We start from the raw sequence: 19,717 nt of genomic DNA on the forward strand, positions 1-19,717 counted from the left end.
CGCGGCGCTTCGATGCGGCGCCCGGGCCGCTCGCGCATCCCGCGCCAGCGCCCGCCGCCGCCCTTTCACTTACCCTTTTCGTATTCATCACGCACCATGAGCCAAGGCCACAACCGCCGCCAGCGCAAGAAACTCCACATCGGCGAATTCCAGGAACTCGCGTTCAACGCGACCGCGCATTACCGCAACGAGATGACCGACCTCGAACGCGGCGAACTGATCGACGCGTTCATCGACTTCGTCGAAGCGAACGGGCTGCTGACCGTCGCGTCCGCGGACGAAGGCATCGGCGCCTACGTGATCTCCGGCGCACCGCGCGGCACGACGACCGACGCCGATCGCGAGATCGTGCGCGGCTGGCTGGCCGCACGACCGGAACTGACCGACGTCAAGGTCAGCGAATTCACCGACGCGTGGTATCCGGACGCCTGACTTTCCGGTTTCTCCCTGCAGCGGGCAGCGCCCGCGCCTGCCCGCCGTGAAGGCGGGCCAGGCCGGCGCCTGCGTGCACCGCCTCCTCTCCCGCTCCCTCCCTTCCCCGTCGCCCGACACCCGCGCGACCGGCACCGACTCACACGATTCGCGCCGCGTCGACCGTGACTACCCCTGATCAGGCGCCGCAACCTTGACCTCAACCGTCATTCGGCATCCCCCGCCCCGCCTCCGATCCCTTCCTTTTCCCCGACAGTCCGCCTCCAATCGGCCATCGAAATCGGTCCTGAAAGCAAGACACGTTAAACTCTCACCTCGCGTGGTGCGCCGCCCGCACCCGCCATCCATCGCCAGCCGCGTGCCCTCGGGCCGCCCCCGACCCATGGAGTGAGTGTCAATGAGCGGCGGACTTCCGTTTCCCGCATCCCGCAAGTCGTTTCCGTCGTCGACGGTCTTCCTGATTCTCGCCGCCGCCGTGCTGCTGTCCGGCTGCGGGCTGCTGCCGACCCAGAATCCGCCCGCGCCGATCAGCGAGGCGCTCGTCGAGCCCGTCGAGGAAACCGCCGGCGAACCGCTGACGATGCCGCCCGTACCGGCGCCGACGCAGCCGGAGGAACCGGAAGCGCCGAAGAAGCCGCACCGCGAAGTGACGCGGCCGAAGCCCGTACCGCGCCCCGAATCGCCGACGCCGCCCCCGCCGCCGCCCGCGCCGCTCGTCGCGACGCGCGTGCTCGACCGCACCCAGATCCATGCGCTGCTCGACAGCGAAGTCGCGCGCCGCAACGGCAAGGTGATCGGCCGCGCGATCGACATGGTGACCGACGCGAACGGCAAGCCGCGCGAGATGATCGTCAACCTGCAGGGCTTCATGGGCGTCGGCGACCGCAAGGTCATCTTCCCGTGGAACGTGTTCCGCTTCACGCCGGGCGGCAAACAGGAGCCGATCGTGCTCGACGTGCCGTCGGGCGACCTGCCGCCGGCCGCGCGGCCGAAGGCCGTGCCGCTGTCGGGCTCCGCCGCGGCATCGCCCGCGACGCGGCTGCCGATGCTCGACAGCGACGTCGAGCGCCCGAACGGCACGAAGATCGGCCGCGTCGTCGACGTGCTGATCGACCGCGCCGCGCAACCGCAGGCCGTCGTGCTCGACCTCGGCGGGCTCGTCAATACCGACCGCCGCTCGATCGCCGCGAACTGGGCCGCGCTGCGTTTCGTCACGCGCGACAAGGCGCTGCATCCGCAGCTCGACCTGAACGATGCGCAGATCAAGGCGTCGCCGCCCTACGCGGCCGACAAGCCGATCGTCGCGGTCTCGCCGCCTCCCCCTGCCGCCCCCGCACCGGCTTCGTCTGCGAGTGCCACCCGATGACGATCAAGCATTCCGTCAGCGTTCGCAGTCTGCGGTCCCTCGACTGGCTCAACTTTTTCGTTGCAAACGTTCAAACCGGGTTCGGTCCGTTCATCGCGTCCTACCTCGCGTCGCACAAGTGGACGCAGGGCGAGATCGGCATGGTGCTGTCGATCGGCACGATCAGCGCGATGGTCAGCCAGGTGCCGGGCGGCGCGGCCGTCGATGCGCTGAAGAACAAGAAAGGCGCGGCCGCGTGGGCGATCGCGGCCATCATCCTGTCCGCGGTGCTGCTCGCGTCGAGCCCGACGATCGTGCCGGTGATCGCCGCCGAGGTGTTCCACGGGTTCGCGAGCTGCATGCTCGTGCCGGCAATGGCCGCGATCTCGTTCTCGCTCGTCGGCCGCGCCGACCTCGGCGACCGGCTCGGCCGCAACGCGCGCTGGGCATCGATCGGCAGCGCGGTCGCGGCGGGCCTGATGGGGCTCACCGGCGAATACTTCTCCGCGCGCGCGGTGTTCTGGCTGACCGCGGTGCTGGCGCTGCCCGCGCTGTTCGCGCTCGCGATGATCCAGCCGACGCACGAAGTGATTCCGCAGTCGTCGAAGCCCGACGACCATGGCGATCACGACGAAGCCGGCGAGCGCGAAACGCTGCTCGAACTGCTGCGCGACCGCCGGATGCTGATCTTCGCGGCGTGCGTCGTGCTGTTCCACCTGTCGAACGCGGCGATGCTTAACCTCGCGGCCGGCGAAGTCACGGCCGGGATGGGCGAGAACGTGCAGCTCGTGATCGCCGCGTGCATCATCGTGCCGCAGGCGATCGTCGCGATGCTGTCGCCGTGGGTCGGCCGCTCCGCGCAACGCTGGGGGCGCAGGCCGATCCTGCTGCTCGGCTTCTCCGCGCTGCCGGTGCGCGCGCTGCTGTTCGCCGGCGTGAGCAGCCCGTACCTGCTCGTGCCCGTGCAGATGCTCGACGGCATCAGCGCGGCCGTGTTCGGCGTGATGCTGCCGCTGATCGCGGCCGACGTCGCGGGCGGCAAGGGCCGCTATAACCTGTGTATCGGGCTGTTCGGGCTCGCGGCCGGGATCGGCGCGACGCTCAGCACGGCCGCGGCCGGCTACGTCGCCGATCACTTCGGCAACGCGGTCAGCTTCTTCGGGCTCGCGGCCGCAGGTGCGCTCGCGGTGCTGCTGGTCTGGCTCGTGATGCCCGAAACGCGCGTCGAGAACGGCGACGCAGCGGCCGACGAGCCGGCCGCCGCATCGCCCGAACAGGCGCACTGAGGCCGGCGCGCCGCCGTTACCCGCTTCCTGGCCAACTCATGATGGATACGATCAGGACACTCAACGAAGCCCGCCAGCAGATCCAGCAGTCGGTCTTCGATCTGTTCAAGGGGCTGACCTTCGGCGAGCGTTTCGTGCAAGGCGTGCTGATGGCCATCCAGGCCGTCTGCGGCGCGTGCCTCGCGTACACGATCGGACGTGCGCTGCACACCGAGCAGGCCGTGTGGGCGGCGGTCACCGCGATCGCCGTCACGCAGCACAACTACTCCGACACGATGTCGCTGTCGCGCGACCAGTTCGTCGGCGCGATGATCGGCGGCGTGCTCGGCTTCGCGGGCGCCGCGCTCGGCGGCGATCGCCTCGTCGCCTATGCGCTCGCGGTCGCGCTCACGATCGTCTGCTGCTGGTGCCTGAACGTCGGCAGCGCGGCGCGGCTCGGCGGCGTGACCGCGACGATCGTGCTGCTGTTTCCGGGCAACGGCCCGCTGTGGGACATTCCGCTGATGCGGCTCGGTGAGGTGACGCTCGGCACCGTGTGTGCGCTGGGCGTGTGCTGGGGGATGTCGAGAATCGAGCGGCGCTGGTTCCGCCGCGCGGCGGCAAAGTGACACGGTTGCCGGGCGCACGCCCGGCAACCGGATAAACGGCGGGAAAGGTTACTGGCCGATCTGCAGCACGATGCCCGAGCCGATCTGCACGAGCAGGTGATCGCCGCCCACGCCGACCCAGTGATAACCGCGCGGCGGCGGGCTCAGGTGGTAGCCGCGCCAGTCGTCGATCACGTACTGGCGGTCGCGGAATTCGTCGGGCAGCCGGTCGCCCTTGTGCCAGTCGCGGCGCGGCTGGTCGGCCCAGCGCGGCGGCACGTCGTCCTCGCGGTGCATCGCCTGGCCGGGCGGCATGTGTTTCGGGCCATGGCCGCGATGCATGCCGTGATTGTCGTGCTTGTCGTAGTTGCCGTGATCCTGCGCCATTGCGGCCGGCGCGGCAAAACCCGCCGCGATCAGCGCGGCCAGCATCATGCAGTGCATCTTCTTCATCGTGCCTTCCCTCCGTGTTGTCACGTCGTAGCAAACGACCGGGCCTGCCCAATGAAGACTAGCACACCGCTCTGACGCGAACGGAACGCGCATCACGCCGCCTGCTGCTGGTACTGGATCCGGTGCAGATGCGCATAGAGGCCGCCGTGGCGCAGCAGTTCGTCGTGGCTGCCCTCTTCGACGATCTTGCCGGCTTCGAGCACGAGGATGCGGTCCGCCCGCTCGATCGTCGACAGCCGGTGCGCGATCACGAGCGTCGTGCGCCCTTCCATCAGCCGTTCGAGCGCGGCCTGCACGTGGCGCTCCGATTCCGAATCGAGTGCCGACGTCGCTTCGTCCAGGATCAGGATCGGCGCGTCCTTGTAGATCGCGCGCGCGATCGCGAGCCGCTGGCGCTGGCCGCCGGACAGCCGCATCCCGTTGCCGCCGACGAGCGTATCAAGCCCGTCGGGCATCGCGGCGACCGCGTCGGCGAGGTTCGCGGCCTCGAGCGCGGCCTGCACGCGCGCGCGGTCGGGTGTCTGCCCGTATGCGACGTTCGCGGCGATCGTGTCGTTGAACAGCACGACGTCCTGGCTGACCATCGCCATCTGGCTGCGCAGCGCGTGGAGGTCGTAGTCGGCAACCGGCACGCCGTCGACCAGGATCGCGCCGTCCGTCGGATCGAAGAAGCGCGGCAGCAGGTTCACGAGCGTCGTCTTGCCGCTGCCGGACGGGCCCGCGAGCGCGATCATCTCGCCCGGCGCGACCTTGAACGAGATGCGGTCGAGCGTCGGCCGCTCGGCTGCGCCGTAGTCGAACGACACGCCGCGGAACTCGATCTCGCCGCGCGCCTGCGGCAGCGGCCGGCCGCCGCCCTGCGGCTCGGCCGGCTCGTCGATCAGCCCGAAGATCAGTTCGGCGGCCGTCATCCCGCGCTGCAGCGGCTGGTTGACGTCGATCAGGTGCTTGAGCGGCGAGATCACCAGCAGCATCGACGTGACGAACGCGACGAAGCCGCCGACCGTCGTCTGGTCGTTGGTCGACTGCACGACCGCGATCGTGATCACGACCGCGAGCGCGATCGACGCGAGGAACTGCGTGAGCGGCTGCGCGAGACCGCCTGAGATCGTCATGCGCATCGCGTAGCCGCGCAGGCGCTTGCTCATCGACGTGAAGCGGTCCATCTCGTACGCTTCGCCGTTGTGCACCTTGACGACCTTGTAGCCGCCGACCGTCTCCTCGACGATGTACGACAACTCGTTGGTCAGCGTCTGGTGCTCGCGGTTCAGGCGGCGCAGGCGGCGGTTGATCTTGCTGACGAGCCAGCCGATGCCGGGCAGGATCACCGCGACGATCAGCGTGAGCCGCCAGTTCAGGTAGAACAGGTAGCCGAGCAGGAAGATCACCGTCAGCGAATCGCGCACCAGCGTGACCATCACGCCGGTCAGCACCGACAGGATCTGGTTGACCTCGAACACGATCGCGTTGATCACCGTGCTCGCGGTTTCGCGCTGGAAGAACGACGCGCTCGTGTGGAGCATCCGCTGGAACATCTCGAGCCGCAGTTGCAGCAGGATGCGGTTCGATACGTAGTTGAGCAGATAATTCGATGCGTACTGCGATACGCCGCGCACGAGCGCGAGGCCGATCACCGCGATCGGTACGTACCATTTCGCGTTGTCGCTGCCGTGTGCGCCGAAGCCATGGTCGAGCAGCGGCTTGAGCAGCGCCGGAATGCCGGCTTCGGTGGCCGCGACGACGCCCATCGTCATCACGGCGAGCACCACGATGCCGATGAGCGGCCGGATGTACGGCCACAGGCGCTTCAGGACCGTGACCGGCGAGGTGCCGGTGCCGTCCATCGGTTTGCGAAGAGTGTTCTGGGTTTCCAAGGCAATCCTTCTTGAGCCGCGATGCGGCGCCCGGCGCGTGGCCGCCCGGGATTTCGCCCCTGTCGGGCGGGTGCCGAAAAGGGCTCAACATTATAGCCGTACCGCCCCCGCCGGCACGGTCATGGCCGATGCGGCCGGCGGCCGGGCCGCGGGTATACTGCCGCTCACCGTTTTCTCCGCCTTTCCGACGATTTCATGGCTGAACCCTCCCTCGGCGTCGCCCTCATCGCCCTCAACGCGTCCGCGCGGCTCGCCCAGTGCCTCGATGCGCTGTCGTTCGCCGACGATGTCGTCGTCATCGACGGCGGCAGCACCGACGATACCGTCGCGATCGCGCAGGCGCACGGCGCGCGCGTGATCGTCGAGCGCGACTGGCCGGGCTTCGGTCCGCAGAAGAACCGCGCGCTCGACGCGCTCGGCACCGACTGGATCCTGTCGCTCGACACCGACGAAATCGTCAGCCCGGAGCTCGCGCAGTCGATCCGCGACGCGATCCGCGCGCCGGCCGCGCAGGTCTATGCGCTGGACCGGCTATCGAGCTTCTGCGGCCAGTGGATCCATCACAGCGGCTGGTATCCCGACTGGGTGCCACGCCTGTTCCGGCGCGGCGCCGCGCGTTTCTCGGACGATCTCGTGCACGAGCGCCTCGTGTTCGATACCGCCGCGCAGCGCCTGCCCGGCAAGCTGATGCACTACTCGTACGAGGATTTCGAAACCGTCGTGCGCAAGCTCGACGCGTATTCGACGGCCGGCGCGCGCCAGCGCCGCGCGGCCGGCCAGCGCGGCGGCTTCGGCAAGGCACTCGCGCGCGGCGCCTGGGCGTTCGTGCGCACCTACGTGCTGCGGCGCGGGTTCCTCGACGGCCGCGCGGGCTTCATGATCGCCGTGTTCAACGCGGAGACCGTGTATTACCGCTTCCTGAAGCTCGGCCACGGACCGGCGCGCTGAGCGCCCACCCCTGCGCGCCGCCGGCAAGCGGCCGGCCCGGCGTTACAATGCCGGGCTGCCCGCGCCGCGCGTGCCCGCCCAAACGGCTGCACCGCGCGCCGCCCGCCACGACGACTACCGAATCCGACCGCCATGTTCTCCATCATCATCCCGACCTGGAACAACCTGCCGTACCTCAAGCTCGTCGTCGACAGCCTGCGCCGCCACTCCGCGTACGACCACCAGATCATCGTGCACGTGAACGACGGCTCGGACGGCACGCTCGACTGGGTGCGCAGCGAAGGGATCGAGCACACCGCGTCGCCGACCAACATCGGCATCTGCCATGCGGTGAACCTGGCCGCCGCGCGCGCGACGCGCGACTACGTCGTCTACATGAACGACGACATGTTCTGCTGCCCCGGCTGGGACGCGGCGCTCGTGCGCCGCATCGAACAGATGCCGACCGACCTTTTCATGCTGTCGGGCACGATGATCGAGCCGGTCGACACGCGCAACCCGTGCGTCGTCGTTAGCAATTTCGGCCGCGATGCCGAGCATTTCGACGCGGCGGGCCTCGTCGAAGCGACCCCGCGGCTCGCGCGCGCGGACTGGCTCGGCTCGACCTGGCCGCCGACGCTCGTGCACCGCGACTGGTGGAACCGCATCGGCGGCTACAGCAGCGAGCTGTCGCCCGGCATGAGCAGCGACAACGACTTCTCGATGAAATTCTGGGACGCCGGCTGCCGGATCTTCCTCGGCGTCGGCGACAGCCTCGTCTACCACTTCCAGCAGAAGAGCACGGGCAAGATCGTCAAGAACGACGGCCGCCGCCAGTTCCTGAACAAATGGGGCATGACCCAGGCGACGTTCGACCGCTACTACCTGCATCGCGGCGAGCCGGCCGGCACGCGCATCGCGCTCGATACGCCGGCAGTCGCCGGGCGCCTGAAGCGCGCGCTGCTGCGCTCGCGGATCAAGCGCGCATTCAGCTGATCGGCCCCCTGAAACGGCACAGAAACGCCGCCTGCTTCGCGTATACTGCGCCGTTCGTCCCGGAGCTCCCGCCGGGACGCGCGGCGCGAGCACGATGTCCGCAAGCCGCATTCGTTCATTCGACAGGTTCCGATGCTTTCGTTTTCCGCTCCCGCCACGCGGCGCCTGACCGCCGCCCGCGCCTTCGCCGTTGCCGCGCTCTGCATGGTGCCCGTCTCGACCGCGCTGACCAACGTCTTCTGCGGGCTGTTCGCCGCCGCGCTCGTGATCTCCCCCGAATTCTGGCGCGACCTGCGCTCGTTCGTGACCGACCCGGCTTCGCTCGCGGCGCTGCTGATCCTCGCCGCGCTGACTGCCAGCGTCGCGTATACGGTCGCGCCGCATAACAAGGCGTGGAACTGGGTCGCCAAATACGACAAGCTGCTGCTGCTGCCGTTCGCCGTGCTCGCGTTCCGTCATTCGAACTGGGCGCCGATCGTGCGGCGCTGCTGGTTCGGCACGTTGTGCGTGATCCTGCTGCTGTCGACGACCAACTATCTCGGGCTGACCGCGATCGGGCCCGCGTATGCGACCCAACTGCCGCTGTCGCGTGCGTGGGTGTTCAAGAACCATATCGCCGCCGGCATGTTCGGCGCGCTGCTGTTCTACCAGGCGGCCGATCTCGCGCTTGCCGCCCGCACGGCGCTGTCCCGCGCCGCGTATGCGGGCGTCGCCGCGTGGTCGCTCGTCAACGTGTTCGTGATGCTGCAGGGACGCACGGGGCAGGTCATCGCGCTGCTGCTGATCCTCGTCGTCGCCGTGCGTTTCGTGCTGTTGCTGCGCCGGCAATCGGCGCTGCGCGCGGGGCTCGCCGCCGGCGTGCTCGTCCTGTTCGGCGTCGCGCTCGTGGTCGCCGCGTGCACGGTTCACAACGGCCGGCTCGTGAAGGTCGTGACGGAAGTGCAGCAATACCGGCAGAGCGATGCGGCCACGTCGACCGGGTTGCGCCTCGAGTGGTACAAGAAGGGGCTCGAGCTGTTTCGTCAGCGCCCGGTGATCGGTTACGGCGCGGGCGGCCTCGAGTTTGAATTCGAGAAGCTCACGGCCGGCAAAACGGCCGCCGAAGGCCAGCTCACGTCGAACCCGCACAACGAATACCTGCTGATGGCCGTGCAGCTCGGCTCGCTCGGCCTGTTGTTGTTCGTGAACCTGATCGTGCAGATCGCGCGCGGCAGCCGCACGCTCGATCCGCGCTCGCGACACTTGCTGCTCGCGTGGCTCGCGATCTTCGCGATCGGCAGTCTCGCGAATTCGCTGCTGCTCGATTTCGCCGAAGGGCACCTGATCGTGCTGCTGGCCGGCATCCTGCTCGGTTGCGGCGCGAGCGGCGAGGCGCTGCCGCGCGAGACGTCCGCGATCAGGCGCAGCGCGTAACGCGCAACGGCATCCGCGCTGCCGCCGGCCGGCTTCGGCGGCAGTGGAGGCACGCCGTCAAAGCGTGCGGGCTGCACGGCTCGTCGCGAAACAAGCTGCCTGCAACGCAGCAAAAACGCGCGTCTTCCGCGCGTCAGTCGTCAGTCGGATCCGGCGCGATGCAGTCGCGACGTATCGACGACGGCCCCGGCCGGACTCGGCGGATTCAGCCCGAGCATCTCGGCCGCCGCAGCTTTCACGCGCTGCGCGCCGAGATTGGCGAGGCAATCGCTGCGGCTGTCGACCTTGCGCTCGCAGCCCTCGTGCCGGCACGGCACGCAATCGCCCTCCCCCTGCAGCAGCCACACGTTCCCGTGCCGCCCCGAACCGCGCAGCGGCCACGGATTCTCGGTCGCGGGCCAGTGCTGCGGCCACGGCCCCCAGCGCACCGGGTCGGACGGGCCGAACAGCGCGATCGTGTCGGTGCCCGTCGCAGCCGCGACGTGCGTCGCGCCGGTGTCGGGGCCGATGAAGAGCCGCGCGCGCCGCACGAGTTCCGCGCTCTCGCCGAACGTAAGGCGGCCGACCAGATTCAGCACGTCGCCGCCCGCCTCGGCCGCGACCTGCTCCGCATACTCGCGCTCGCGATCGGCCGGACCGCCCGACAACGCGACCGCAAAGCCGCGCTCGCGCAGCCAGTCGATCATCTCGACCCAGCCTTCGAGCCGCCATTGCTTGTAGCGGAACATCGGATACGGATGCAGGACGACCAGCGGCTTGCCGTCGCGGATCGCCGGCGACTCCGCGAGCCATGCGTCGAAGCGCGCGCGCCGCGCGGGATCGTCGCCGATGCCGGGCGCGACGACCTCGGACACCGGCTCGATGCCGATCACGGGGGCGAGCGCGAGCGTGCTGACGACCGTATGCGCGGATTCGTGGTGATTGATCGCGATCCCGTTCAGCATCATCCGCGTGAGCCACGTGACGCGGTCGGGATCGACGAGGCCGACCCGTTTGCGGCCCGCGAACCAGCTATAGAAACGCGGCCGGTCGGAGCTCAGCGCCGCGCACGCGAGATCGTAGCGGCGCCACATCGACAGCGCGTCGCGCAGCCGCTCGCGGAATCCCGCGCGCTGCGCGACGACAATCACGCGCCGCACGTCCGGATTGTGCTCGAGCACGCCCTCGGTGCCGCGAAACACCAGCATGTCGATCTGCGCATCGGGCCAGCGGGCCTTCAGCGAACGCACCAGCGGCGTCGTCAGCAGCACGTCGCCGATACGGCGCGGCGCGGCAACGAGGATGGTTCTGGGCGGGCGGGCGGAGGAAAACAGGGCCACGGCAATCGGTCTGTCTAGCTGGCTGAACAAGGCTGGCAATGTACAGGATTTTGCAGCAGCCGGCGCGGCATCGCGAACCGGCCGTGCAGGACGCGCTGACGTGACCCTGATGCAAGCCCTGCCTGCGGAACGCAGTGCGGCACGCGCCGGCGCTTGCACCACGTGCGGTGCTTCTTCCGGCGCTACGAAGCGATGGTCACGACCGCGGATGTCGCAGCGGCCGCCGGCCGTGCGCGCGCCGCATCCGTCACCTGCTCGTCGCAATGGCCGGCCTGCGGCAGCAGATGACGCACGGCGCGCTCGACCGCGTCGACACCGATCGCGTCGACGGTCGCGCCGGCGCGGAGGATCACGTGCGGCACGCCGAGCGGATGCCAGCGCAGGTATTTCTCGGGACGGTCCTCGAACAGCGCGGCAACCGGCACGCCGAGCGCCGACGCGAGATGCACGGGTGCGCTGTCGGCCGACACGATCGTATCGAGCAGGCTCGCGGCAGCCACCAGATCGGCGACCGACGACGGCGCGACATGGCGCGCGCTCACATCGCGCCACGCCTCGTCCTCGGCGGTTTTGCGGATGGCCGGATCGCGGAACACGATCACGTCGGCGAACGGCGCGAGCCGCTCGCCGAGGTCGCGCCAGCGGTCCGCGGGCCAGCGGCGCTCGGCCGCCTTGTTCGACACGAACAAACCAACGCGCGGCTTCGTGCGCTCCCCGAGCAGGCGATACCACTCGTCCTGCAACGTGCGATCGGGATGAACCGACAGCGCGAGGCGGTCGAGATCGGCACGGCCGAGTTCGGGCACGAGCCGGAACCCCGACAGCGCCTCGTGGCACATCGGCCGCTGCGCGACGTGTTCGGGCTTGCGATCGTCGAATTCGGTGTCGGCATCGTGCCAGCGGCAATCCTTCACGCCGAGCTGGCGCGCGAACTGCATGCTGCTGCGATGCATGCCGCCGTTCGGCACGACCACGAGGTCGAACCGCAAGCGACGCAGGCGGCGCACGAGCCGCAGCCGGTCGAAGAACGCGCGCATCCGCCCGGGACGGTCGTTGCGTTCGCATTGGCGGCTGTACACGTACGTGTGAACCGCGTGCACGTCCGGGTTGCCGGCCAGCGCGGCCGCGTTGTAGCGGTTCGCGACCACATGCAGCTCTGCGCCGGGCCAGCGCTCCTTCAGCGCACCGAGGAACGCGGTCGTGCACAGCATGTCGCCCAGAAAATCAATCCGGATCACGAGGATCCGCCCCGTCGGGTTCCTGTTGGCCATGGTCATGTGGTGGACTGTCAGTTTTTATCGTCGCGACGGGCCGATGCCCCGGCATCCAGTTCCGGGACGGCCCTGTCGCGCGTTGCCGCTCGCCGCATGGATCCGCCCCCGTTTGTGTGCGCGCGTGCGAGCGCGGCTTGCGCCGGATTGTATAGCGTCCGGATGGCCGGCCCAAGCCCCGGGTAACCGAAGATGCAAAAACGGCCCGCCGCACCGCACGATGGCGATGCGACGGGCCGCGTATCGCGACAGCCGTCCGGTGGTCGGGAAGCGGTCAGTACGTGATTTCGACGACACTGCCGTCGAACGCCGCGCGCAGTTCCGCGAGCAGCATGTCGCTCGGCTTCACGCGCCACGCGTCGCCGAGACGCATTTCGCCTTGCGCCCGCGCGTTGCTGTAGTGGATCTGGACCGCGAGGCCGTTCGGCAGCGGCGCCTGCGGGCGACGGCCGCCGTCACGCCCGCCGCCGCGCGGCGCGGGCGCTTCGACCGCGTGCGCGGCGGCCGGATCGTCCTTCGACACGTGCGGCTCGAGCACGCGGCGCAGCGCGGCTGCGTCGGCGTTGCCGTTCATCGTCAGCCGCACGGCCTGCGCGTAGCGGCTGCGCGCGCGTTCGAGATCCATCACGGTATCGGTCGTGAAGCGGATGCCGCCCGTGAATGCGTCGTTGCGCGCCTGCCCCTGCACGATCAGCAGTTCGTCTTCCTTGAACAGCGCCTTGTTCGCCTCGAACTGCTCGTTGAAGATCGTGATCTCGCACTGGCCCGAACCGTCGTCGAGCAGCGCGATCAGCATCTTGCCGCGCTGGGTCATCTGCGTGCGCAGCGATGCGATGATGCCCGCGACGAGCTTGTCACGCCCTTCCTTCAGGTCGCCGACCTTCTGCCGCACGAAGCGGCGCACCTCGTCGCGATACGCGTCGAACAGGTGACCGGACAGGTAGAAGCCGAGCGCGCCCTTTTCTTCCTGCAGGCGACGCTTGTCGTCCCACGCCGGTTCATCGACGAGCGCATGCGCGTGCGGCGACTCGGCGCCCATGTCGAACAGCCCGGCCTGCATTGCGTTCGCCTCGGCCTGGTCGGCCGCTTCCATCGCGAGCGGCACCGACGCGAGCATCTGCGCGCGGTTCGCGTTCAGCGAATCGAACGCCCCGGCGCGGATCAGCGCCTCGACCGTGCGGCGGTTGACGACGCGCCGGTCGATCCGTTCGCAGAAGTCGAACAGGTCGGTGAACGCCTTTTCCTCGCGAGCGCGCAGGATTTCCTCGATCGCGTTCTGGCCGCTGCCCTTCACCGCGCCGAGGCCGTAGCGGATCGTGCGCGAGCGCTTGCCGTCGGCTTCTGCGACGGGCTCGAACCGGTAATGCGACTGGTTGATGTCGGGCGGCAACACGACGAGGTTGTTCACGACGCAGTCGTCGAACAGGATCTTCACCTTGTCGGTGTCGTCCATCGCGAGCGTCATGTTGGCCGCCATGAATTCGGCCGGATGGTGCGCCTTCAGCCACGCGGTGTAATACGCGAGCAGTGCATACGCGGCCGCGTGCGACTTGTTGAAGCCGTAGCCCGCGAACTTCTCCATCAGGTCGAAGATCTCGTCGGACTTCTCGCGCGTGAGGCCGTTCTTCGCGGCGCCCTCGGCGAAGATCTCGCGGTGCTTGGCCATCTCCTCGGGCTTCTTCTTGCCCATCGCGCGACGCAGCAAGTCCGCGCCGCCGAGCGAGTAGCCGCCGATGATCTGCGCCATCTGCATCACCTGCTCCTGATAGACCATGATGCCGTAGGTCTCTTTCAGGACGGGTTCGACGCGCGGATCCGGATAGTCGACCTTCTCGCGGCCGTGCTTCCGTGCGCAGAAGCTCGGGATCAGGTCCATCGGGCCCGGACGGTACAACGACACCAGCGCGATGATGTCCTCGAAGCGGTCGGGCTGCGCATCCTTCAGCATGCCCTGCATCCCGCGGCTTTCCAGCTGGAACACCGCGACCGTGTTGGCCTTCTTCAGGATCTGGAACGAAGCCGGATCGTCGAGCGGCACCTGCGCGAGCGACCAGTCGGCCTTCGACGGATCGAGGCGGCGGATGTAGCGCTCGGCCCAGTCGAGGATCGTCAGCGTCGTGAGGCCCAGAAAGTCGAACTTCACGAGGCCGACGGCTTCGACGTCGTCCTTGTCGTACTGGCTGACGACGCCGCCGTCGTCGCCCTGCGTGTACAGCGGGCAGAAATCGGTCAGCTTGCCGGGCGCGATCAGCACGCCGCCCGCGTGCATCCCGACGTTACGCGTGAGGCCCTCGACGCGCTGCGCGAGATCGAGCAGCTGGTGGACTTCGTCCTCGTGGTCGTAGCGCTCCTGCAGCTGCGGCTCTTCCTTCATCGCGTCGGCGATCGTCACGTGCTTGCCCGGCTTGAACGGGATCAGCTTCGCCACGCCGTCGGTGAACATGTAGCCGAGGTCGAGCACGCGGCCGATGTCGCGCACGGCCGCCTTCGCTGCCATCGTGCCGAAGGTGGCGATCTGCGACACGGCGTCCGCGCCGTACTTCTCCTTCACGTACTGGATCACGCGGTCGCGGCCGTGCTGGCAGAAGTCGATGTCGAAGTCGGGCATCGACACGCGTTCCGGGTTCAGGAAGCGCTCGAACAGCAGGTTGTAGCGCAGCGGGTCGAGGTCGGTAATGCCGAGCGCGTACGCGACCAGCGAACCGGCGCCGGAGCCGCGGCCCGGGCCGACCGGCACGCCGTTGTTCTTCGCCCAGTTGATGAAGTCCGCGACGATCAGGAAGTAGCCGGGGAAGCCCATCTTCGTGATGGTCCCGCATTCGAATTCGAGGCGCTTGTAGTACGTGTCGCGCTGCGCGTCGCGTTCGGCTTCGGCCGGATAGAGCTGCACGAGTCGCGTCTCGAGCCCTTCCTTCGACAGCTGGACCAGGTAGTCGTCGAGCGACATGCCGTCCGGCGTCGGGAACAGCGGCAGCTTCGGCTTGCCGAGCTCGAGCTTCAGGTTGCAGCGTTTCGCGATCTCGACCGTGTTCGCGACTGCCGACGGCAGGTCGGCGAACAGCGCGACCATGTCGTCCTGCGTGCGGAAATACTGGTCGGTCGTGAAGCGTTTCTGGCGCCGCGGGTTCGCGAGGATGTCGCCTTCCGAGATGCACACGCGCGCCTCGTGCGCGGTGAAATCGTCGTCGGTCATGAACTGCGTCGGGTGCGTCGCGACGACCGGCAGCTTCAGCGACGCGGCGAGCGTCGCGGCCTGCTGGATGTACGCCTCGGCGCCCGGCTGGCCGTATCGCTGCAGTTCGATGTAGAAGCCGCCCGGAAACACCTTCGCCCAGCGCTCGGCGTGACGGCGCGCTGCTTCTTCGTTGCCGGCCGCGAGCGCGAGCCCGATATCGCCCTGCTGCGCGCCCGACAGCGCGAGCAGCCCCTGCGCGAGTTCGCCGTCGAGCCAGCTCGCGTCGAGTTCCGCGCGGCCGCGATACTGGTTCGTGAGCCATGCCTTCGACAGCAGCTCGCAGAGATTCAGGTAGCCGACCTTGTCCTTCACGAGCAGCAGCAGCCGCGACGGCTTGTCGCGATCGTCCGGATTCATGATCCAGACGTCGCAGCCGGCGATCGGCTTGATGCCCTTGCCGCGGGCTTCCTGGTAGAAACGGACGAGGCCGAATGCGTTGCCGAGATCGGTGAGCGCGAGCGCGCCCTGGCCGTCCGCGGCCGCCGCCTTGACGATGTCGTCGAGACGCACGATGCCGTCGGCGATCGAGAATTCGGAGTGAACGCGAAGATGAACGAAGCGGGGATCTGACATGGGCGTTATTGTAGCCGCGTCGCCGCGCAGGCTGCCCAAAAAATCCCCGCACTGGCCGTTCGGCCGATGCGCGCGACACCACGTCGCGCGGCTGGCCAAACGGCTGGATGTCGGTGCGCAAGCGGTTTGCGGGATAATACGGGTTTTCGAATCATCGCCACGGCTTCGCACCCTTTTTTGCGGGCCGCCGTGCGGCCGTTTCCCGTCGGACCATCATGACCATCGTCAACCTCGCCGCCTACCACTTCGTGTCGCTCGACGCGAACGAGCAATGGCGCCCGCTCGTCACCGCCCGCTGCAACGAACTCGACCTGCGCGGCACGATCCTGCTCGCGCCGGAAGGCATCAACCTGTTCATCGCCGGCACGCGCGAAGCGGCCGACGCGTTCATCGCGTACATCCGCCACGATCCGCTGTTCGAAGGCAAGTTCGCGACGCTGCAGTTCAAGGAAAGCCTGTCCGATTCGCAGCCGTTCCGCCGCATGCTCGTGCGCCTGAAGCGCGAGATCATCACGATGAAGAAGCCGGCGATCAAGCCGGAACTCGGTCGCGCGCCGTTCGTCGACGCGCGCACGCTGAAGTCATGGCTCGACCGCGGCCACGACGACACGGGCCGCCCGGTCGTGATGCTCGACACGCGCAATGCGTTCGAGGTCGACGTCGGCACGTTCGACGACGCGCTCGACTACCGGATCGACAAGTTCAGCGAATTCCCGGAAGTGATCGATGCGAACCGCGCCGATCTCGACGGCAAGACGGTCGTGTCGTTCTGCACGGGCGGCATCCGCTGCGAGAAGGCCGCGATCCACATGAAGGAAATCGGCATCGAGAACGTGTACCAGCTCGAAGGCGGGATCCTGAAGTATTTCGAGGAAGTCGGCGGCGCCCATTATCACGGCGACTGCTTCGTGTTCGACTACCGCACCGCGCTGAACCCGCAACTCCAGCCTACCGAGAACGTCACGTGCTTCGCGTGCCGCGCGGTCGTCACGCCGGAAGCGCAACAGTCGCCGAGCTACGTGCCCGGCAAGTCGTGCCCGGCCTGCGCGCAGGCAGCCAGCGCCGCGTAAGCGCGCGACCCGCGCCCCGATGAACGGCTATCGCGGCCGCTTCGCGCCGTCACCCACCGGGCCGCTGCACTTCGGCTCGCTGGTCGGCGCGCTTGCAAGCTGGCTCGACGCGCGCGCGCACGGCGGCGCATGGCTCGTGCGCATCGAGGATCTCGACGGCCCGCGCACGGTACCCGGCGCGGCCGACGACATCCTCGCAACGCTCGCGCATTTCGGCATGACGCCCGACGAGCCGCCCGTATGGCAAAGCACGCGCGATGCCGCGTACACGGCCGCGCTCGAGCAGCTCGTCGCAGCGGGGCTCGTCTATCCGTGCGGCTGCACGCGCAAGGAAATCGCCGACTCGCTGCGCGCCGCGCACGAGCGCCACACGACGCTCGCGTATCCGGGCACCTGCCGCACCGGCCTGCACGGCAAGCCTGCGCGCGCATGGCGGCTGCGCGTACCGGACGGCGACGCGGCGATCGTCACGTTCGACGACCGCTGGCAGCACACGCAATCGCAAGACCTCGCGACCGAAGTCGGCGATTTCGTGTTGAAGCGCGCGGACGGGCAATGGGCCTATCAGCTCGCGGTCGTCGTCGACGATGCCGATGCGCGCATCACGCACGTCGTGCGCGGCGCCGACCTGCTCGATTCGACCGCGCGCCAGATCCATCTGCAACACTGCCTCGGCGTACCGACGCCGCGGTATCTGCACGTACCCGTCGTCGTCGATGCGAACGGCGAGAAGCTCAGCAAGCAGACGGGCGCGACCGCACTCGAGCGCGACGATCCGCTGCCGGCACTGCAGGCCGCGGCCGCGCATCTGGGCCTCGCGCCCGATGGCGCGCTCGCTGGCACGACGCTGGATGCGTTCTACACGGCCGCGACGGCTGCGTGGGCGCAACGCTTCGGGCCGCTGGCCGGCTGAAGCGGCCGGCGAGCCGGTTTCGCGCCGATCGAGTGCCGGTTTGGCATCGCGCGCCGCGAAGCCCGCATCCCGCCCGCCCCATCCAACCACAGCCCCAATAAAAAACGGGCACATGCTCATCGCATGCACCCGCTTTTCCGGCAGCGCTCGCGCGCCGCCCCGCCATGTTCGTCCGGCTTAAGCCGACGGCTTGCGCGGCATCCCGAACCCGCCGAGCAGCGCGGCGACCTGGCGCTTCGGCCCTTTCTTCTCGGGCTGCTGCGCGGGCTGCGCGTCGTCCGACTGCTTCGCCGCCGCCGACGGCTCGTACGGCTTCAGGAAGAAATCGTCGACCGGCGCTTCGTGGCGACGGTGATGGCCACTACGCTCGGAACCGGCCGAGCGGCGCGCCGATGCACCGCGATGCTCGTCGCGTTCGCGCCGGCCACCGCGTTCGCCACCGCGCTCGCTGTTGCGGTCGCCGCTACGCTCGCCGCCACGTTCGTCCTGACGATGGCGCGCCGGCTTGTCGATTGCGAGCGTCTGCACTTCGAGCGGACGCTTGATCAGCTTCTCGATATCGGCGAGCTGCTTGCGCTCGTTCGGGCTGCACAGCGACAGCGCGTCGCCGGTCGCGCCCGCGCGGCCGGTACGGCCGATCCGGTGCACGTAGTCTTCCGCGCTGAACGGCAGGTCGAAGTTGATCACGGCCGGCAGCTCGACGATGTCGAGGCCGCGCGCGGCCACGTCGGTCGCGACCAGCGCCTCGATTTCGCCGCGCTTGAACGCGTCGAGCGCCTGCATCCGCTCGATCTGCGTCTTGTCGCCGTGGATCGCCGACGCGACCACGCCGTCGCGCTCGAGATTGCGCGCGAGCCGGCTCGCGCCGATCTTGCTGTTGCAGAACACGATCACCTGCTTGAGCCCGCGATCGCGCAGCAACTGCACGACGGCCGCCTGCTTGTCGCCTTCGGCGACGTCGTAGACGATCTGCGTGACGTTCGCGTTCGTCGAGTTGCTGCGCGCGACCTCGATCGTCTGCGGGTTGCGCAGGTAGGTCGACGCGAGCTTCTTGATTTCCGGCGAGAAGGTGGCCGAGAACAGCAGCGTCTGGCGCTCCTTCGGCAGCAGGTTCAGGATGCGCTGCAGATCGGGCAGGAAGCCCATGTCGAGCATCCGGTCGGCTTCGTCGAGCACGAGCATCTGCACCTGCCCGAGGTTCGCGGTCTTCTGCTGCACATGGTCGAGCAGGCGGCCCGGCGTCGCGATCAGGATCTCGACGCCGCGGCGCAACTCGGCCATCTGCGGGTTCATGTCGACGCCCCCGAACACGACCGCGCTGCGCAGCGGCGTGTGCTTCCCGTACGCATGCACGTTCGCGGCGACCTGGTCGGCCAGTTCGCGGGTCGGCGTGAGGATCAGCGCACGCACCGGGTGGCGCGCGGGCGATGCGCTCGTGTTGGCCTGCGGCAGCAGGCGCTGGATGATCGGCAGCGAGAAGCTCGCGGTCTTGCCGGTGCCTGTTTGCGCGGCGCCCATGACGTCGCGGCCGGCAAGCACGACCGGAATGGCCTGCGCCTGGATCGGCGTCGGCGTCGTATAGCCCTGCTCCACAATGGCTTTCAGGATATCGGCGGCTAGGCCGAATTGGTCGAAGGTTGCGTCGACGGGCTTGGCGACAGAATCGGACATGGTGGCGTTTCGCTCAAAAGGCGCGGCGGGGACATCGTGCGTCAGGCCAGCCGGGCCTGCGCTCATCACAATTCGGAAATAGACGGAGCCGCGGCGCGCCGCGCGGCGCCGCTCTGGCGCTTGGGACCGGTTCAATGCGAACGCCGGACACCAGGCCGTGCGGACTCCGTTCGGCGCGAATGCCGGCGGAAAGGGCCGTATTGTAGCACTGCGCGGCCATCTGTCCGTGACAACGCCGCGAACGGCCGCAACGGCGGTTCGCGCGGCGGGCCCGGACAGGCCGCACGGCCGGCGCACGGCCCGGACGAGCTATCCCGATCGGTCGTCGAGCGATATCAGGGGCCTGATCAAG

At 68.6% G+C, this 19,717-nt stretch carries 15 protein-coding genes; 9 read left to right on the forward strand and 6 right to left on the reverse strand.

Annotation, left to right across the window (positions count from 1 at the left end):
- Positions 1 to 96 precede the first annotated feature (96 nt).
- The 4 genes from KVT39_RS31010 to KVT39_RS31025 all read left to right on the forward strand — a co-directional run bounded on the left by KVT39_RS31010 (position 97) and on the right by KVT39_RS31025 (position 3,671).
- Positions 97 to 432: a YggL family protein gene (locus KVT39_RS31010; protein ID WP_034184839.1), complete on the forward strand. Its 336-nt coding sequence runs from the start codon at positions 97 to 99 to the stop codon at positions 430 to 432.
- Positions 433 to 829: 397 nt separating this feature from the next.
- Positions 830 to 1,798, forward strand: coding sequence for a PRC-barrel domain-containing protein (locus KVT39_RS31015; RefSeq protein WP_131946543.1), 969 nt, complete (start codon positions 830 to 832; stop codon positions 1,796 to 1,798).
- A complete protein-coding gene (locus tag KVT39_RS31020) occupies positions 1,795 to 3,063 on the forward strand; it encodes an MFS transporter (protein ID WP_034184837.1) in 1,269 nt (422 codons plus the stop codon). The genes KVT39_RS31015 and KVT39_RS31020 overlap by 4 nt, the downstream gene beginning before the upstream one ends.
- A 41-nt stretch (positions 3,064 to 3,104) precedes the next feature.
- Positions 3,105 to 3,671: an aromatic acid exporter family protein gene (locus KVT39_RS31025; RefSeq protein ID WP_034184836.1), complete on the forward strand. Its 567-nt coding sequence runs from the start codon at positions 3,105 to 3,107 to the stop codon at positions 3,669 to 3,671.
- A gap of 48 nt (positions 3,672 to 3,719) precedes the next feature.
- On the opposite strand, the gene KVT39_RS31030 is transcribed toward KVT39_RS31025, so the two are convergent.
- Both KVT39_RS31030 and msbA read right to left on the reverse strand, forming a co-directional pair.
- On the reverse strand, positions 3,720 to 4,103 hold the full coding sequence (locus KVT39_RS31030; protein WP_034184835.1) for an RcnB family protein: 384 nt from the start codon (positions 4,101 to 4,103) through the stop codon (positions 3,720 to 3,722).
- A 92-nt stretch (positions 4,104 to 4,195) separates the two neighbouring features.
- A complete protein-coding gene (gene msbA / locus KVT39_RS31035) occupies positions 4,196 to 5,947 on the reverse strand; it encodes a lipid A export permease/ATP-binding protein MsbA (RefSeq protein WP_244099634.1) in 1,752 nt (583 codons plus the stop codon).
- A gap of 225 nt (positions 5,948 to 6,172) precedes the next feature.
- Between msbA and KVT39_RS31040 the strand changes: the two genes are divergently transcribed.
- From KVT39_RS31040 to KVT39_RS31050, 3 genes are all read left to right on the forward strand, one after another.
- Positions 6,173 to 6,925: a glycosyltransferase family 2 protein gene (locus tag KVT39_RS31040; protein WP_034184833.1), complete on the forward strand. Its 753-nt coding sequence runs from the start codon at positions 6,173 to 6,175 to the stop codon at positions 6,923 to 6,925.
- Between the two features lie 132 nt (positions 6,926 to 7,057).
- Positions 7,058 to 7,900 (forward strand): glycosyltransferase family 2 protein, encoded by an 843-nt coding sequence (locus KVT39_RS31045; protein ID WP_105390997.1) that lies wholly within the window; start codon positions 7,058 to 7,060, stop codon positions 7,898 to 7,900.
- Between the two features lie 132 nt (positions 7,901 to 8,032).
- Positions 8,033 to 9,313: an O-antigen ligase gene (locus KVT39_RS31050; protein WP_034184831.1), complete on the forward strand. Its 1,281-nt coding sequence runs from the start codon at positions 8,033 to 8,035 to the stop codon at positions 9,311 to 9,313.
- Between the two features lie 140 nt (positions 9,314 to 9,453).
- Here the strand turns inward: KVT39_RS31050 and KVT39_RS31055 are convergent, their stop codons facing one another.
- The 3 genes from KVT39_RS31055 to dnaE form a co-directional block, all read right to left on the reverse strand.
- The gene (locus tag KVT39_RS31055) at positions 9,454 to 10,632 is read right to left on the reverse strand and encodes a glycosyltransferase family 9 protein (RefSeq protein WP_105390998.1); all 1,179 of its coding nucleotides are present in this window, start codon (positions 10,630 to 10,632) and stop codon (positions 9,454 to 9,456) included.
- 182 nt (positions 10,633 to 10,814) lie between these two features.
- Complete coding sequence (locus tag KVT39_RS31060; RefSeq protein WP_034184918.1) at positions 10,815 to 11,903, reverse strand: glycosyltransferase family 9 protein; 1,089 nt, start codon at positions 11,901 to 11,903, stop codon at positions 10,815 to 10,817.
- Between the two features lie 274 nt (positions 11,904 to 12,177).
- Positions 12,178 to 15,711: a DNA polymerase III subunit alpha gene (gene dnaE / locus KVT39_RS31065; protein ID WP_034184829.1), complete on the reverse strand. Its 3,534-nt coding sequence runs from the start codon at positions 15,709 to 15,711 to the stop codon at positions 12,178 to 12,180.
- 215 nt (positions 15,712 to 15,926) lie between these two features.
- On the opposite strand from dnaE, the gene KVT39_RS31070 reads away from it, so the two are divergent.
- Entirely contained in the window at positions 15,927 to 16,781 is an 855-nt protein-coding gene (locus KVT39_RS31070) for a sulfurtransferase (protein WP_034184828.1), read from the forward strand.
- Positions 16,782 to 16,800: 19 nt separating this feature from the next.
- Positions 16,801 to 17,694, forward strand: coding sequence for a tRNA glutamyl-Q(34) synthetase GluQRS (gluQRS, locus tag KVT39_RS31075; RefSeq protein WP_217590901.1), 894 nt, complete (start codon positions 16,801 to 16,803; stop codon positions 17,692 to 17,694).
- Between the two features lie 177 nt (positions 17,695 to 17,871).
- On the opposite strand, the gene KVT39_RS31080 is transcribed toward gluQRS, so the two are convergent.
- Positions 17,872 to 19,431, reverse strand: coding sequence for a DEAD/DEAH box helicase (locus KVT39_RS31080; RefSeq protein ID WP_034184826.1), 1,560 nt, complete (start codon positions 19,429 to 19,431; stop codon positions 17,872 to 17,874).
- Positions 19,432 to 19,717: the final 286 nt, after the last annotated feature.

Source organism: Burkholderia sp. GbtcB21 (assembly GCF_019091065.1).
GTDB classification, from domain to species: Bacteria; Pseudomonadota; Gammaproteobacteria; order Burkholderiales; family Burkholderiaceae; genus Burkholderia; species Burkholderia pyrrocinia_C.